The following is a 15,219-nucleotide window of genomic DNA, read 5'->3' on the forward strand; positions in this document are numbered from 1 at the left end:
GGAGCGGGACGGCCACGGCCGTCGTAGGGTCGGCCCGTGAGCTCCGCGGCCCAGGACACGACCGCCCACCTGATCGTCCGGTGCCTGGAGGCCGAGGGCGTCGAGTACGTCTTCGGCGTCCCGGGCGAGGAGAACATCGGGCTGGTCGACGCGCTGGATGCCGCCCCGATCCGCTACCTGCTGGCCCGGCACGAGCAGGCGGCGTCGTTCATGGCCGAGATCTACGGGCGGCTCACCGGCCGGGCCGGTGTCTGCTCGGCCACGCTCGGTCCGGGCGCGATCAACCTGCAGCTCGGCGTGGCCGACGCGACCACCAACTCCACACCGGTGGTCGCGCTGTCCGCCCAGGTCGGGCTGGACCGGATCTTCAAGGAGTCGCACCAGGCGGTCGACCTGGTGAGCCTGTTCCGGCCGATCACCAAGTGGTCCGAGCTGGTGTTCACGCCGGAGGCGGTACCGGAGACGGTGCGGCGTGCGTTCAAGACCGCGCAGACCGAGCGGCCCGGCGCCACCTACCTGGCCGTGCCCGAGGACGTCGAGGGTTCCCCGGCCCCACCGACCGCGGCCCCGCTGCCACCCGACCGGGTCCGCGCCGAGGAGCCGTCGCCCGCCCAGGTGGCCAGGGCGGCCGAGGTCCTCGGGCGGGCTCGATCACCGATCCTGCTGGCCGGGCACGGCGCGACGCGCGACGACGCGGCCGCCGCGCTGCTGGCGCTGGCCGAGCAGTGGGACGTGCCGGTGGCGACCACGTTCCACGGCAAGGGGGTGTTCCCGGACGACCACCGGCTGGCGCTCGGCGCCGTCGGGTTCATGCGCCACGACTATGCCAACTTCGGCTTCGACGCCGCCGACGTGATCGTCGCGATCGGCTACGAGCTGCAGGAGTTCGACCCGGTCAAGATCAACCCGAACCGGGACAAGGAGATCGTCCACGTGCACCGGTCCCCGGCCGAGGTGGACGATCACTACTCGCTCGCGACCGGCATCGAGGGTGACCTGTCGCGATCGCTGACCGCGCTCGGCGCGGCCGTGCCCGGCCCGTACCGCGGCAGCGCGGCCGCCTCGTCGGAGATCCGGGAGATGCTCGCCGACGAGCTGGCCTGCGGCGCGGCCCACGACCGGTTCCCGCTGACCCCGCAGCGGGTCGTGGCCGACACCCGGGCGGCGCTGGGCCGCGAGGACGTCGTGCTCGCGGACACCGGTGCGGTGAAGATGTGGATGGCGCGGCTCTACCCGACCTACGCCCCGAACACCTGCCTGATCTCCAACGGCCTGTCCACCATGGGGTTCGCGCTGCCCGGAGCGCTGGCCGCCGCGCTGGTGCACCCGGATCGGAACGTGCTCGCCGCGGTCGGCGACGGGGCGTTCCTGATGCACTCACAGGAGATCGAGACCGCGGTGCGGGAGGAGATCCCGCTGACCGTGCTGGTCTGGGTGGACGACGCCTACGGGCTGATCGAGTGGAAGATGGACCTCGAGCAGGGTCGGCACAGCAACGTCCGGTTCGGCAACCCCGACCTGGTCGCCTACGCGGAGAGCTTCGGCGCCGCCGGGTTCCGGGTCACCGCGGCCGACGAGCTGCTGCCGACGCTGCGCACGGCCCTGGACTCGGGCGGGGTGTCGGTGATCGCCTGCCCGGTGGACTACCGGGAGAACCTGCGGCTGACCGAGCGGCTCGGGGAGCTGACCGGTCCGTTCTGACCGGTCCCCACCGGGCGTCCCGGGCCGCGGCCGGACACGCCGCCGGACGGGGACCCGGGACCTGCCGGTCGATCCGGGACATGCCGGTCGATGCTCCGGGATCGGCCGGCCGACGTCGGGCCGCACCGCGCCGCGCCCGGCGGGATATCAGCGCCGGGCGCTGGACCGGACCGTCCGGAGCGGTACCGTCAGCACCCATGGACTCCGGCCCCCAGACCCCCGCGTCGGCGCTGCACCCGCCGCGTCGCCCGTTCGGTGAGGTGCTGACCGCGATGGTCACGCCGTTCGACGCCGACGGGGAGCTCGACCTGGCCAAGGCCGAGGAGCTGGCGACCCACCTGGTGGACCTGGGCAACGACGGGCTCGTCGTCAACGGCACCACCGGGGAGGGCCCCACCACCTCGGACACCGAGAAGGCCGCGCTGATCCGCGCGGTCGTCTCGGCGGTGGGGGACCGGGCCACGATCGTCAGCGGGGCCGGCACCTACGACACCGCGCACTCGATCGAGCTCGCCCGCGGTGCCGAGCGCGCCGGCGCGCACGGCCTGCTCGTGGTGACGCCGTACTACTCGCGTCCGCCCCAGGAGGGGCTGATCGCGCACTTCACGGCGGTGGCCGACGCGACCGAGCTGCCGGTGCTGCTCTACGACATCCCGCCGCGCAGCGTGATCGGGATCGACGTGGAGACCTTCCAGCGGCTGGCCCAGCACCCGCGGATCGTCGCGGTCAAGGACGCCCGCAACGACCTGCGGGTCGGTACCGAGGTGCTGGCCACCACCACGCTGGCGTACTACTCCGGTGACGACCCGGTGAACCTGCCGTGGCTCTCGGTCGGTGCGGTCGGCTTCGTCTCGGTGATCGGGCACGTGGTCGCCGACCGGCTGCGCGCGCTGCTGGACGCCTACGACGCCGGTGAGCACGACCGGGCCCGGGCCCTGCACTACGCGATGCTGCCGGTGATCCGCGCGATGGGCCGGGTCGGCGGCGCGGTGTTCGCCAAGACCGCGCTGCGGCTGCGCGGCATCGACGTCGGCACCACCCGGCTGCCGCTGCCGCCCGCCACCGAGGAGCAGATCGCCGCGATCGCCGGGGACCTCGCCGTCGCCGGGGTGGCGCTCGATCCACAGGCCCGGCCCGGCAGCCGGCACATCCAGCCGGGCCACGGTGCCCTCGGCGGGCGCACCGCCACCGACATCGGCGCCGAGGTCGCGTACCACCGTTGAGCAAGTCCCGGCGCCCCGTTCCCGTACGAACCTGACCCTGTGAGGCACGAACCCCTGTGAGTCCCCAGCGCAACGACCGTCGCAACCGCCCCGCGGGGCGTGGCCTGAGCGCCCCGCCCGAGGAGATCGTCCGGCCGGAGCTGCCGGCCGCCCCGCCGCCCGCCCTCGCGAAGGGCGGTCTGCGCACCTTCGCGCTCGGCGGCATCGGCGAGGTCGGCCGCAACATGACGGTCTTCGAGTACGAGGGGCGGCTGCTGGTCGTCGACTGCGGGGTGCTGTTCCCCTCCGACGACTCGCCCGGCGTGGACCTGATCCTGCCGGACTTCCGGGCCATCGAGAACCGGCTCGACGACATCGACGCCCTGGTCCTCACGCACGGCCACGAGGACCACATCGGTGCCGTCCCGTGGCTGCTGCGGATGCGCCCGGACCTCCCGGTCATCGGGTCGCGGTTCACGCTCGCCCTGGTCGCGGCCAAGTGCAAGGAGCACCGCCTGACCCCGCACCTGCAGGAGGTGCAGGCCGGCGACCGGCAGACGCACGGGCGCTGGGACTGCGAGTACTTCGCGGTGAACCACTCCATCCCGGACGCGATCGCGGTCGCCATCCGCACGCCCGCCGGTCTGGTGCTGCACACCGGCGACATCAAGCTCGACCAGCTGCCCCTCGACGGCCGGCTCACCGACCTGGCCGGGTTCTCCCGGCTCGGTGAGGAGGGCGTCGACATGTTCCTGGTCGACTCCACCAACGCCGAGGTCCCCGGCTTCGTCACGCCAGAGGCCGAGATCGGCCCGGTGATCGCGGACCTGGTCCGGCGGGCCCCGTCGCGGATCATCCTCGCCTGCTTCGCCAGCCACGTGCACCGCGTGCAGCAGGTGCTCGACGCCGCACACGCGAACGGCCGCAAGGTCTGCCTGACCGGCCGGTCGATGCTGCGCAACATGGGCCTGGCCGACGACCACTCGCTGCTCAACATCCCGGACGGGCTGCTCGTCGAGCTCGACGAGGCGATGAAGCTGCCCGACGACCAGCTGGTCCTCGTCTCCACCGGGTCGCAGGGCGAGCCGCTCGCGGCCCTGTCCCGGATGGCCCGCGGCGACCACCGCAGCATCTCCATCCGGCCGGACGACACGATCATCCTGGCCAGCTCGCTGATCCCGGGCAACGAGACCGCGGTCTTCGGCGTGATCAACGGTCTGACCCGGCTGGGGGCCACCGTGGTGCACCAGGGCAACGCCAAGGTGCACGTGTCCGGGCACGCCCCGGCCGGTGAGCTGCTGTTCCTCTACAACGCGGTCCGGCCCTCGAACGTCATGCCGGTGCACGGCGAGTGGCGCCACCTGCGCGCGAACGCCGCGCTGGCGGTGAGGACGGGGGTTCCGGAGGAGTCGGTCGTGATCGCCGAGAACGGCGTGGTCGTCGACCTGGTGGACGGCAGGGCCGGGATCACCGGGCGGGTCGAGGTCGGCCAGGTCTACGTCGACGGCCTGGCCGTCGGCGACGTCGGCGAGCACACCCTGGGGGACCGGCTGACCCTCGGCGAGGGCGGCTTCATCGCGATCACGGTCGCGATCGACCACAAGACCGGCCGTGCGCTGTCCCGCCCGACGCTGTCCGGCCGCGGGTTCTCGGACGATCCGAAGGCGCTCGACGCCGCCCAGCCGCTGGTCGAGGACGAGCTGTCCCGGCTGGAGAGCGAGGGGGTCGGCGACCCGCACCGGATCGCCCAGGGCGTGCGCCGGGTGGTCGGGCGCTGGGTGTCGGAGACCTACCGGCGCAAGCCGATGATCGTTCCCACCGTGATTGCGGTATAGCGCCCGTGAGTGGTTATCGCGGCTATGACCACGATAACCACTCACGGGCACGGAGTGCCTCCAAAAAACGATCATCGCCCCGGGCTACCGTGGGTGACATGGCAGGACGCACGAGTACGAGCAGGACCACTACGAGGGCGGCCGCGAGCCGCGGCTCGGGGCGGTCCGGCTCGCGCGCGTCGTCCTCGCGCAGGCGCCCGGCCACCCGCCGGACACCGGCCAAGCGCCAGGGACCGGACCTGATCGACCGCTCGATCGACGCGTTCGGTCGCGGCGTCGTCCGGGTCGGCAAGGCCTCCGGGCGGGCGGTGGGCCGGACCCGCGACATCGATCCGGCGCACCGCCGGGACGGTCTCGGATTCACCGTGCTGGTGCTCGCGGTGATCGCCGCGGCCGGGTTGTGGTGGCAGGCCGGGGGATCCGGCGGCTACTGGTTCACCTTCGTCGTCCAGGCCGTGATGGGCATGTCCGGCGTCCTGCTGCCGGTGATCCTGCTCGGCGTCGGCGTCGTCCTGGTGACGACACCGGCGCACCCGGAGGCCCGGCCGCGGATCGTCACCGGGACCCTGCTGCTCGCGCTCGGCGTGCTCGGCCTGGTGCACCTGGCGTCCGGGGCGCCGTCCGAGCCGGACGCCTGGCGCGGCGCCGGCGGCGCGATCGGCTACGTCGCGGGGACCCCGCTCGCGGCCGGCCTGACGGTCTGGACCGCGGTCCCGGTGCTGGTCCTGCTGACGCTGTTCGCGCTGCTCCTGGTCACCGGGATCCCGGTGCGCGAGCTGCCGGACCGGTTCCGCCGGCTCACCGGGCAGCTGCCGCCCGAGGACGAGGACGGGCCGCGCACGGTCGCGGACGCCGTCGCCGCCAAGGAGGCGGGGGAGGCAGGCCCGGAGGCCGAGGGCGCCAGGTCGGCCCGCCGCCGTTCCTCCCGGCGTCGCCAGGGCGTCGCCGAAGCGGACGCGTTCAAGGACGGCGAGCACGCACCCGCCCCGGTCGATCCGGCGGACGTGCCGGCCGGGTCGCCCGAGGACCCCCCGGCGGCGCCCGGGAAGAAGGCCCGCAAGCCGGTCGTCGAGACCCCGCAGGCCGAGGACACCCGGCCGTCCGACGGCGAGCAGCTCTCGATGGCGATCCGGGAGCCGGTCGGCGAGACCGAGTACACGCTGCCGCCCGGGGACACGCTCGAGGTCGGGCCCGCCCCGAAGACCCGGAGCTCGGCGAACGACGCGATGATCGAGGCGATCAACGGCGTCATGGACCAGTTCAACATCGACGCCCAGGTCACCGGCTTCACCCGTGGCCCGACGGTCACCCGCTACGAGATGGAACTCGGCCCGGCGGTGAAGGTCGAGAAGATCACCCAGCTGCAGCGCAACATCGCCTACGCGGTCGCCAACGACAACGTCCGGATGCTGGCCCCGATCCCCGGCAAGTCCGCGGTCGGCATCGAGGTCCCGAACACCGACCGGGAGATGGTCCGGCTCGGCGACGTGCTGCGCTCGGGCAGCGCGCGCACCGAGCAGCACCCGATGGGCATCGGCCTGGGCAAGGACATCGAGGGCCACTACCTGGTCGCGAACCTGTCGAAGATGCCGCACCTGCTGGTCGCCGGCTCCACCGGCTCCGGCAAGTCCAGCTTCGTCAACTCGATGCTGGTCTCGCTGCTGACCCGGGCCACCCCGGACGAGGTCCGGATGATCCTGATCGACCCGAAGATGGTCGAGCTGACCCCCTACGAGGGCATCCCGCACCTGATCACGCCCATCATCACCCAGCCGAAGAAGGCCGCGGCGGCACTGGCGTGGTTGGTCGAGGAGATGGAGCAGCGCTACCAGGACATGCAGGCCAGCCGGGTGCGGCACATCGACGACTTCAACCGCAAGGTGCGCGACGGCGAGATCACCGCGCCGCCCGGCTCGGAGCGCGAGTACCGGCCCTACCCCTACATCATGTGCATCGTCGACGAGCTCGCCGACCTCATGATGACCGCCCCGCGCGATGTCGAGGACGCGATCGTCCGGATCACCCAGAAGGCCAGGGCGGCGGGCATCCACCTGATCCTGGCCACCCAGCGGCCCTCGGTGGACGTGGTCACCGGTCTGATCAAGACCAACGTGCCGTCCCGGCTGGCGTTCGCCACGTCGTCGCTGACCGACTCGCGGGTCATCCTGGACCAGCCCGGCGCCGAGAAGCTGATCGGTATGGGCGACGCCCTCTACCTGCCGATGGGCGCGGGCAAGCCGGTCCGCATGCAGGGCGCCTTCGTCGACGACGACGAGATCACCCGGGTCGTCTCGTTCACCAAGGATCAGGCCGAGCCCAGCTACACCGAGGGCGTCACTGCGGCCAAGGCGGGCGAGAAGAAGGAGATCGACGCCGACATCGGCGACGACCTCGACGTGCTGCTGCAGGCGGCCGAGCTGATCGTGACCTCGCAGTTCGGCTCGACCTCGATGCTGCAGCGCAAGCTGCGTGTCGGGTTCGCCAAGGCCGGCCGGCTGATGGATCTGCTGGAGACCCGCAACATCGTCGGACCGTCCGAGGGGTCCAAGGCCCGCGACGTGCTGGTGAAGCCGGACGAGCTGGAGAACGCGCTGTACCTGATCCGCGGTGGTGGCACCGCCGACGGCGGCGAGGTCGGCGGGGACCCCGACGACGAGTGACCGCCCTGCGACCGTCCGGTGCCGACCGTGGGACCCGGTGGGGCCCGGCCGCGTTGTGACGTGTGCCGTGCGTGAGCACTCTTTCGCGCGAGCGGGTTAACGATCCGGCACGCCCGTGCCACAGTGGTCGGAACGGCCGCTGCTCGGCGGCCCGTTCAGCCGAGCCGGTCACCGCGGGTGGCCGAGGGGGGAGCTCTCCGGGTGTTCTGGAGGAAGAAGGACCGTCGTCGCCCGGGCCGGGGCACCACCGACCGGCACGCGCTGGTCCCGATCCCCCTGACCGGTGGGGTGCTCTCCGGCCAGGTCCGTGACGTCGGTGGCGGGCCGCTGCCGGGCACCGAGATCTCGGTGATCGACAGCGGCGACCGCCGGATGGCACATCTCGAGACCGACCCGTTCGGCCGGTTCGCGGCATCGCTGATGCCTGGCAAGTACCGGGTGCGGGTGGAGGCGGGTGGCTACCAGCAGCTCACCGACGTCGTCGAGGTGGCCTGGGGTTCGCACGCCGACATGGGCTCGCTGGTGCTCGGCGAGGACCCGGCGCTGCGCCCGCCCCGGCCCGGGGTGTTCGTGATCGACCCGGACCACTCGTCGGTACGGTTCGTGGCCCGGCACATCGGTCTGTCCAAGGTGTACGGCCGGTTCAACCGGTTCTCCGGCCGGATCCGGATCGCCGAGCCGTTCGAGGAGTCCTCGGTGGACGTCGTCATCGAGTCGGCCAGCGTGGACACCAACACCGAGGCTCGGGACACCCACCTGCGCTCGCCGGACTTCCTCGACGTCGAGCGCTACCCCGAGCTGCGCTTCTCCAGCGTCCGGTTCGTCGGACACGGCGGGAACCGGTGGACCGTGGACGGCGACCTCACGCTGCACGGGCTGACCAGTGACGTCTCGCTGGACACCACGTTCCTGGGCTCGGCGGAGTGGAACGGCGACCGGGTCGGCGCGATCGCGACCACCGAGTTGCACCGCGAGCACTTCACGCTGAACTGGCAGCAGACGATCGCCAAGGGGCTCCCGGTCGTCGGCTCGACGATCACGATCCAGCTCGACGTGCAGGCCGTCCGGCAGGGGTAGCAGGCCGGCGGGTCGGTCAGGTCCGGCTGAACCCGTGCTGGCGCCACGCCTCGTAGACGGCGACGGCGACGGTGTTGGCCAGGTTCAGCGACCGGTTCGACGGCTGCATCGGCACGTTCACCCGCTCGGTCACCCAGGCCGCCCGGAACACCGCGTCCGGCAGCCCGGTGGACTCGCGGCCGAACAGCAGCACGTCCCCGGGTGCGTAGGCGACGTCGGTGTAGCGGGTGCCCGCGCCCGCGGTGAACGCGAACACCCGGGCGTGGCACCGGCCCACCCAGGCCGCGAACTCGGCGTCCGACTCGTGCACGACGACGTCGGCCAGCTCGTGGTAGTCGAGGCCGGCCCGGCGCACCGCGCGCTCGTCCAGCGAGAAGCCCAGCGGCCGGATCAGGTGCAGCTCGGCGCCGGTGTTCGCGGCGAGCCGGATGACGTTGCCGGTGTTCGGCGGGATCTCCGGGGTGTGCAGGGCGAGACGGAACACGGTGACAGCGATACCACCCGGGGCGCCGGTCCGCGGCGGCACGGGTCTCCGCCCGGTCGTGGAGGAATCGGAACCGGTGCGAGGCTCAGCGGCCGCGGTCGTCCCCACCGGCGGGCAGGACGGCCTTGACCACGTCCACCCACTGCTCGAAGTCCCGCCGCCGGCGGCGCAGCACCCGGGTCCCGGACGGACGCAGCCGGTACCCGGTCGTGCCCGGTGGCCGGTGCACCAGCCGGTTGCGTTCCAGCCGGTGCAGGGCCCGGTGGACGGTGCCGGGGCCCAGCTCGACGACCCCACCGGACCGCTCCCGGACCAGGCCGGCGACGGCCGCGCCGTCCCCCGGCTCGTCGTGCACGGCCGCGAGGATCAGCAGGTCGAGAGTGGCACGGTCACGGACGCGCATGCGACGCGACGGTACCCGGGTTGCGGGTTCGGCGGGTGCGGCGGATTCCTGCCGTCGGCGGCCGTCCCACCTACCATCGGTTCGGGAGTGGCACCGCACACACCGGGAGGCTCGGCATGCACATTCAGGTCCGTACGGCGGTGCGCCCGTGACGGCGGCGCCCGCGGCCGCGCCCGGCCGGGCCCGTCCGCGCGGCGTCCCCGCGACGCCGGATGCCGCGCCCACCGAGCCGCCGGACCTGCTCCGGGAGCTGCGAGTGGCCGGGGAGCGGCTGCTCGCCGCGGTCGTGGCGCGGCTCGCCGATACCGCGCTGGAGAAGGTCGACGACCTGGCCGACGGACTGGAACGGATGGCCGCCGAGGGCGGTGCCGGCGTCGGGGCGGCCGTGGGTGCCGGGCGTGCGCTGGCCGGTGGCGGCAACGTGCTCTGGGGCGCGCTCAAGGGCGGGTTCGCCGCGCTCGGCACGGCGGCCAAGGTGCTGATCGGGGTGGTGCTGGCGCTGGCGCCGGTGCTGGTGGTCCTGGCGCTGGTGGTGCTGATCGTCGCCGCACTGGTGTGGGCGGTGGTCGCGGCGGTGCGGGCGGCCACGAGCTGAACGGCCGCCGGGCCGGCCGCCCGGCGTCAGGGACGCTCGGCGAGCCAGGCGCCCGCGGTCGTCCCGGCCAGGGTCCCGGAAGTCCCGGGCCAGATGCTGCTGGTCGGTGTAGCCGCAGGTCGCGGCCACCTCGGCGAGGGTGCGGTGGGCGGGGGAGCGGAGCAGCCCGCAGGCCCGCTCGAACCGGATCACCCGGGCGGCGGTCTTGGTGCCGAGCCCGGTCTCGCGGCGCAGCCGCTCGCCGAGGTACCGCGCCGACCAGCCGACGTCGGCGGCCAGGTCGGCGACCCGGACCGCGCCGCCGGTCCGCACCAGCAGGTCCCAGGCCCGTCGCACCTCGGACGGCGGCCCGCCCACCCGCTCCCGGGCCGCGGCGATCCGGACCAGCTCGGCGTCGAGCAGCGCGCACCGGGACGCCCAGGACGGCGTCGCGTGCAGCCGGTCGAGCAGCGTCCCGATCCCGGGCAGCAGCCCGGCCAGGTCGACGACGTCACCGGCCAGCTCGGCGGCGGGCAGCCCGAGCAGCTCGCGGGACCCGCGCCAGGTCAGCGCCAGTTGCAGCCCGGCCTGCGGCTCGCCGGTGGCGATCACTGCGGGCACGGCGTGCAGGCCCGCCGCCGAGGCCGCGAACCGGCCGGGCCCGCGATCCGGGTCGGGCTTGCGCAGCAGCTCCACGTCGCCCTCCACGCAGAGGATCACCGTGAGGTGCGCCCCCGCGACGCCCTGGTGCGTGCCCGGGGGACCGGCCGGGCTCCGCCAGGCCCAGATCTCGGAGACCAGCGGGCGCAGGGCCGTGGAGGTGCGCCAGCGCCGGGCGCCCACCCCGTCCGTCGTGTCCGTACCGCCGCTCCCGGACATGTCGTCAGAGTCTCAGCAGCATCCGGACGTTGCCCAGGGTGTTCGGCTTGACGTGCGCGAGATCGAGGAACTCGGCGACACCGGTGTCGTAGGAGCGCAGCATCGCCGCGAACACGTCGGCCGAGACCGGGGTGCCGTCGATCTCGGCGAACCCGTGCCGGGCGAAGAACTGCTTCTCGAAGGTGAGCACGAACAACCGGGACAGGCCCAGCTCGCGGGCGCCCGCGATCAGCGCGTCGACGAGCCGGTGCCCGGCCCCCCGGCCCAGCACCGACGGCGACACCGCCACCGTCCGGATCTCGCCGAGGTCCTCCCAGAGCACGTGCAGCGCCCCGCAGCCGACGACCCGGCCGTCGAGCTCGGCGACCAGGAACTCCGGCACCGCCTCGTAGAGGGTCACGGTCTCCTTGGCCAGCAGCACCTGACCGGCGTACTCGTCGACCAGCTCGCGGATCACCCGGACGTCCGGGGTGCGGGCGCGGCGCACGTGCACGGCGGGGGCGGGATCGGCCACGACCCCGCAGCCTAGACGCCGCGCCGGGACGGCCGGAGCGTGCCGTCTACCCTGGAAGGCGTGGCTTCCCCCGAGAACGCGCCGCGGCGCGCCGCACTGCTGACCCTGGGCTGCGCGCGCAACGAGGTCGACTCCGAGGAGCTCGCCGGCCGGCTGGCCGGGTCCGGCTGGGAGCTGGTGGACGCCGAGTCCGGCACCCCGGACGTCGTTGTCGTCAACACCTGCGGGTTCGTCGAGCAGGCCAAGAAGGACTCGATCGACACCGTGCTCGCCGCCGCGGACGTGGCCCGCCCGGCCGGCGCGAAGGTCGTCGCGGTGGGTTGCCTGGCCGAGCGCTACGGCGCCGAGCTGGCCGCCGACCTGCCCGAGGCGGACGCGGTGCTCGGCTTCGACGCCTACCCGGAGCTGGCCGAGCGACTCGGCGACGTCCTGGGCGGGCACGCGCCGGCCCCGCACGTCCCGGCCGACCGGCGGCGGCTGCTGCCGATCTCGCCGGTCGAGCGGCCCGCCGCCACCACCGACGTCTCGGTGCCCGGCCACGACTGGGTGCCCGACATCGCGAGTAGCGCACGCGGATCGCGCATGGGCGCGGCGGGCGTGTCGCGCAAGCGGCTCGCCGGCGGGCCGGTCGCGTCGCTGAAGCTGGCCTCGGGCTGCGACCGGCGGTGCGCGTTCTGCGCGATCCCGTCGTTCCGGGGCAGCTTCGTGTCCCGCGAGCCCGCCGACGTCCTCGGCGAGGCCGCCTGGCTGGGCTCCGACGGCGTGCGCGAGCTGGTGCTGGTGAGCGAGAACTCGACGTCGTACGGCAAGGATCTGCCCGGCGGCACCCGCGCGCTGGTGGACCTGCTGCCCCGGCTCGGTGCGACCCCGGGCATCGAGCGGGTGCGGGTGTCCTACCTGCAGCCCGCCGAGATGCGGCCGGACCTGATCACCGCGATCGCGACGACGCCCGGGATCGCGCCGTACTTCGACCTGTCGTTCCAGCACGCCAGCGCGACCGTGCTGCGCCGGATGCGCCGGTTCGGCTCGCGCACCGACTTCCTGGACCTGTGCGCGCGGATCCGGGAGCTCGCTCCGGACGCCGGGATCCGCTCCAACGTGATCGTCGGTTTCCCCGGCGAGACGGAGGAGGACCTGGCCGAGCTGGAGGCGTTCCTGACCGGTGCCCGGATGGACGCGGTCGGCGTGTTCGGCTACTCCGACGAGGACGGCACCGAGGCCGAGGGATACGACGGCAAGCTCGACCCGGCCGAGGTGCAGGCCCGGGTCGCGCGGATCTCGGAGCTGGTCGACGAGCTGATGACCCAGCGGGCCGAGGAGCGGGTCGGCTCCGAGGTCGTCGTGCTGGTCGAGCGCGCGGACGCCGAGGACGACGACTGCGCCGGTCGCGCCGCCCACCAGGGCCCGGACGCCGACGGGGAGTGTTACCTCGTCGGTGCCCACGACGACGGGCCGGACCCGGCGTCGCTGCGTCCCGGCGACCTGGTGCGGGCCCGTGTGGTCGACAGCGAGGGCGTGGACCTGCTGGTCGAGACGCTCGAGCTGCTTCCCGGGCCGGACGCCGGGGCGCCGGAGGCGCTGGCCGGGGTGTCGACCGGATGAGTTCGACCGGGCGGCCCGCCGGGTCGGCCGTGCCGGTCGGGGGCGGGGGCGCCCCGCTGCTGAACATCGCGAACGCCCTGACCGTCCTGCGGCTGCTGCTGGTCCCGGTGTTCGCGCTCGCGCTGCTCGCCGAGGACGGGCGGGACGTGACGTGGCGGCTGGTCGCGTTCGTGGTGTTCGCGCTCGCCGCGTTCACCGACCGGCTGGACGGCCAGCTCGCCCGCCGCCGCGGTCTGGAGACCTGGTTCGGCGCGCTCGCCGACCCGATCGCGGACAAGGCGCTCACCGGGACCGCGCTGATCGGGCTCTCGGTGCTCGGGCTGGTGCCGTGGTGGGTGACCGCGGTGATCATCGGTCGGGAGCTCGGCGTCACGGTGTTGCGGTTCGTCGTCATCCGGCGCGGGGTGATCCCGGCGAGTCGCGGCGGCAAGGCCAAGACGGTCGCCCAGACCGTCGCGATCGGTCTGTTCGTGCTGCCGCTGCCGTTGCTGCTCCCGGGCCTGGTCACCGCGGCGCTCGTCCTCCAGTGGTCGGTCATGGTGATCGCGCTGATGCTCACCGTGCTGACCGGCGCCGACTACGTCCGGAAGGCACTGCGGGGCTGACCGGACGGGAGCTCCTGGTTCCGGCGGGAAGCCCGGCCGGGCTCCCGGCGTTGGACCGGGTGTTCGCCGTGGGCGGACAGGGACGCGGTACGTCGGCCGCGCCGATCGTCGGTCCGAGTCGGTACCGTGACGGGGCCGGAGACGGGTGCCGGCCTCGGCCGGCTCCGCGTTCGGTCCGGGACGAGTCGAGGAGGGCACATGCTGCTGCGGGAAGCGATCGGCAGCGGGCTGCGGCAGGCGCGCACGGCGCGCCGGCGTACGCTGCGCGACATCTCGCGGGTCGCGCGGGTCAGCCTCGGGTACCTCTCCGAGGTCGAGCGCGGCCGCAAGGAGCCCTCCAGCGAGCTGCTCGCCGCGATCTGCGAGGCCCTCGGGATCTCCGTGTCGGACCTGCTCGCGGCGGTCGCCGCCGACATGGCCGCTGAGCTGCGCGGCCCGTCCCGGGACGAGGTCCTGGTGCCGATCGGGCAGCGGCACACCGAGCTGCGCCTGGCCGGCCGTCCCGGGATCCCGGCGGCGGTGCCGGCGTCGTCCGGCGGGCCGGTCGCGTCGGCGGCGTAGCGCTCCCCGCCGATCGTCACGTCGGAGATCCGGACACGGTTCGCGCACGGTAGGGTGCGCGCGTACTGGCAGCGGTGCCAGGATGGACAGGGTCAGGGCCGGAGCGGTGTGCGGTGACCGCGGGGGGACGCGCGGAGCCGGCCGGGTCCGGCGCGCCCGTACCGACGTGCGGGCACGGTCGTGAGTGAGCGCAGGCGGAGGTAGGCGGAAGAGATGGCCAACGGATTCACCAAGGCCTGGAGCTACCTGATGGCGCTGTTCTCGTCGAAGGTCGACGAGCACGCCGATCCCAAGGTGCAGATCCAGCAGGCCATCGAGGATGCCCAGCGCCAGCACCAGCAGCTGTCGCAGCAGGCCGCGGCCGTGATCGGCAACCAGCGGCAGCTGGAGATGAAGCTGAACCGGCAGCTCGGCGAGATCGAGAAGCTGCAGTCGTCGGCGCGTCAGGCGCTCGTGCTGGCCGACCAGGCCCGCTCGCAGGGTGACGAGCAGAAGGCCCAGCAGTACGAGCAGTCCGCGCAGACGTTCGCCACCCAGCTGGTGACCGCCGAGCAGGGGGTCGAGGACCTCAAGACCCTGCACGACCAGTCGATCGGCGCGGCGGAGCAGGCCAAGCAGGCCGTCGAGCGCAACTCGATGGTGCTGCAGCAGAAGATCTCCGAGCGGACGAAGCTGCTCAGCCAGCTCGAGCAGGCCAAGATGCAGGAGCAGGCCGCGAGCTCGCTGCAGCAGATGAGCGAGCTGTCCGCGCCGCGCAACGCCCCGTCCCTGGACGAGGTGCGCGACAAGATCGAGAAGCGGTACGCGAACGCGCTCGGTTCGGCCGAGCTCGCGGAGAACTCGGTGCAGGGCCGGATGCTGGAGGTCCAGCAGTCGACCACCGACATGGCCGGGGCGTCCCGCCTCGACCAGATCCGGGCGTCGATGTCGGGTACCCCGATCGCCGGTGGCCAGCAGGCCCCGCAGGTCGGCCAGGGCGAGCAGAGCACCCAGCAGCTGCCGTCGAACCCGGCGCCGGCGCAGCAGCAGAACCCGCAGGGACAGCAGCAGCCCGGCACCGCCTGAGCCGCAGCACCCCGCACCGGGCGTCGCACCCTGCAACCAGGCGTCGCACCCCCGCGG

General features: G+C 73.6%; 13 protein-coding genes. 9 read left to right on the top strand and 4 right to left on the bottom strand.

Annotation, left to right across the window (positions count from 1 at the left end; all coding sequences use genetic code 11):
• Nucleotides 1–36: 36 nt before the first annotated feature.
• The 5 genes from ACLFMI_RS15290 to ACLFMI_RS15310 all read left to right on the top strand — a co-directional run bounded on the left by ACLFMI_RS15290 (nucleotide 37) and on the right by ACLFMI_RS15310 (nucleotide 8,475).
• The gene (locus ACLFMI_RS15290) at nucleotides 37–1,701 is read left to right on the top strand and encodes an acetolactate synthase large subunit (RefSeq protein WP_410948519.1); all 1,665 of its coding nucleotides are present in this window, start codon (nucleotides 37–39) and stop codon (nucleotides 1,699–1,701) included.
• A gap of 197 nt (nucleotides 1,702–1,898) precedes the next feature.
• A complete protein-coding gene (dapA, locus tag ACLFMI_RS15295) occupies nucleotides 1,899–2,924 on the top strand; it encodes a 4-hydroxy-tetrahydrodipicolinate synthase (protein WP_410948520.1) in 1,026 nt (341 codons plus the stop codon).
• Between the two features lie 104 nt (nucleotides 2,925–3,028).
• Nucleotides 3,029–4,738 (top strand): ribonuclease J, encoded by a 1,710-nt coding sequence (locus ACLFMI_RS15300; RefSeq protein ID WP_410948667.1) that lies wholly within the window; start codon nucleotides 3,029–3,031, stop codon nucleotides 4,736–4,738.
• A gap of 98 nt (nucleotides 4,739–4,836) precedes the next feature.
• Entirely contained in the window at nucleotides 4,837–7,398 is a 2,562-nt protein-coding gene (locus ACLFMI_RS15305; RefSeq protein ID WP_410948521.1) for a DNA translocase FtsK, read from the top strand.
• Nucleotides 7,399–7,599: 201 nt separating this feature from the next.
• Nucleotides 7,600–8,475 carry a YceI family protein gene (locus ACLFMI_RS15310; RefSeq protein ID WP_410948522.1) on the top strand — a complete coding sequence of 292 codons (876 nt, stop codon included), beginning with the start codon at nucleotides 7,600–7,602 and terminating at the stop codon, nucleotides 8,473–8,475.
• A gap of 16 nt (nucleotides 8,476–8,491) precedes the next feature.
• Here ACLFMI_RS15310 and ACLFMI_RS15315 read toward each other — a convergent pair whose 3' ends face one another.
• The 4 genes from ACLFMI_RS15315 to ACLFMI_RS15330 form a co-directional block, all read right to left on the bottom strand.
• The gene (locus tag ACLFMI_RS15315; RefSeq protein WP_410948523.1) at nucleotides 8,492–8,959 is read right to left on the bottom strand and encodes a tRNA (cytidine(34)-2'-O)-methyltransferase; all 468 of its coding nucleotides are present in this window, start codon (nucleotides 8,957–8,959) and stop codon (nucleotides 8,492–8,494) included.
• A gap of 85 nt (nucleotides 8,960–9,044) precedes the next feature.
• Nucleotides 9,045–9,362, bottom strand: coding sequence for a PadR family transcriptional regulator (locus tag ACLFMI_RS15320; RefSeq protein WP_410948524.1), 318 nt, complete (start codon nucleotides 9,360–9,362; stop codon nucleotides 9,045–9,047).
• Between the two features lie 124 nt (nucleotides 9,363–9,486).
• Nucleotides 9,487–10,815, bottom strand: a complete 1,329-nt coding sequence (locus ACLFMI_RS15325) for a helix-turn-helix domain-containing protein (RefSeq protein WP_410948525.1) — start codon at nucleotides 10,813–10,815, stop codon at nucleotides 9,487–9,489.
• 4 nt (nucleotides 10,816–10,819) lie between these two features.
• Nucleotides 10,820–11,329 carry an amino-acid N-acetyltransferase gene (locus ACLFMI_RS15330; RefSeq protein WP_410948526.1) on the bottom strand — a complete coding sequence of 170 codons (510 nt, stop codon included), beginning with the start codon at nucleotides 11,327–11,329 and terminating at the stop codon, nucleotides 10,820–10,822.
• Between the two features lie 60 nt (nucleotides 11,330–11,389).
• On the opposite strand from ACLFMI_RS15330, the gene rimO reads away from it, so the two are divergent.
• The 4 genes from rimO (at nucleotide 11,390) to ACLFMI_RS15350 (ending at nucleotide 15,162) form a co-directional block, all read left to right on the top strand.
• Complete coding sequence (gene rimO, locus ACLFMI_RS15335) at nucleotides 11,390–12,931, top strand: 30S ribosomal protein S12 methylthiotransferase RimO (RefSeq protein ID WP_410948527.1); 1,542 nt, start codon at nucleotides 11,390–11,392, stop codon at nucleotides 12,929–12,931.
• Nucleotides 12,928–13,536 (top strand): CDP-diacylglycerol--glycerol-3-phosphate 3-phosphatidyltransferase, encoded by a 609-nt coding sequence (gene pgsA, locus ACLFMI_RS15340; protein ID WP_410948528.1) that lies wholly within the window; start codon nucleotides 12,928–12,930, stop codon nucleotides 13,534–13,536. The genes rimO and pgsA overlap by 4 nt, the downstream gene beginning before the upstream one ends.
• Before the next feature lie 198 nt (nucleotides 13,537–13,734).
• Nucleotides 13,735–14,097, top strand: a complete 363-nt coding sequence (locus ACLFMI_RS15345) for a helix-turn-helix domain-containing protein (RefSeq protein ID WP_410948529.1) — start codon at nucleotides 13,735–13,737, stop codon at nucleotides 14,095–14,097.
• A gap of 213 nt (nucleotides 14,098–14,310) precedes the next feature.
• Nucleotides 14,311–15,162, top strand: a complete 852-nt coding sequence (locus tag ACLFMI_RS15350; RefSeq protein ID WP_410948530.1) for a PspA/IM30 family protein — start codon at nucleotides 14,311–14,313, stop codon at nucleotides 15,160–15,162.
• Nucleotides 15,163–15,219: the final 57 nt, after the last annotated feature.

The sequence above is a fragment of the Pseudonocardia nantongensis genome (genome assembly GCF_046546495.1).
GTDB classification, from domain to species: domain Bacteria; phylum Actinomycetota; class Actinomycetes; order Mycobacteriales; family Pseudonocardiaceae; genus Pseudonocardia; species Pseudonocardia nantongensis.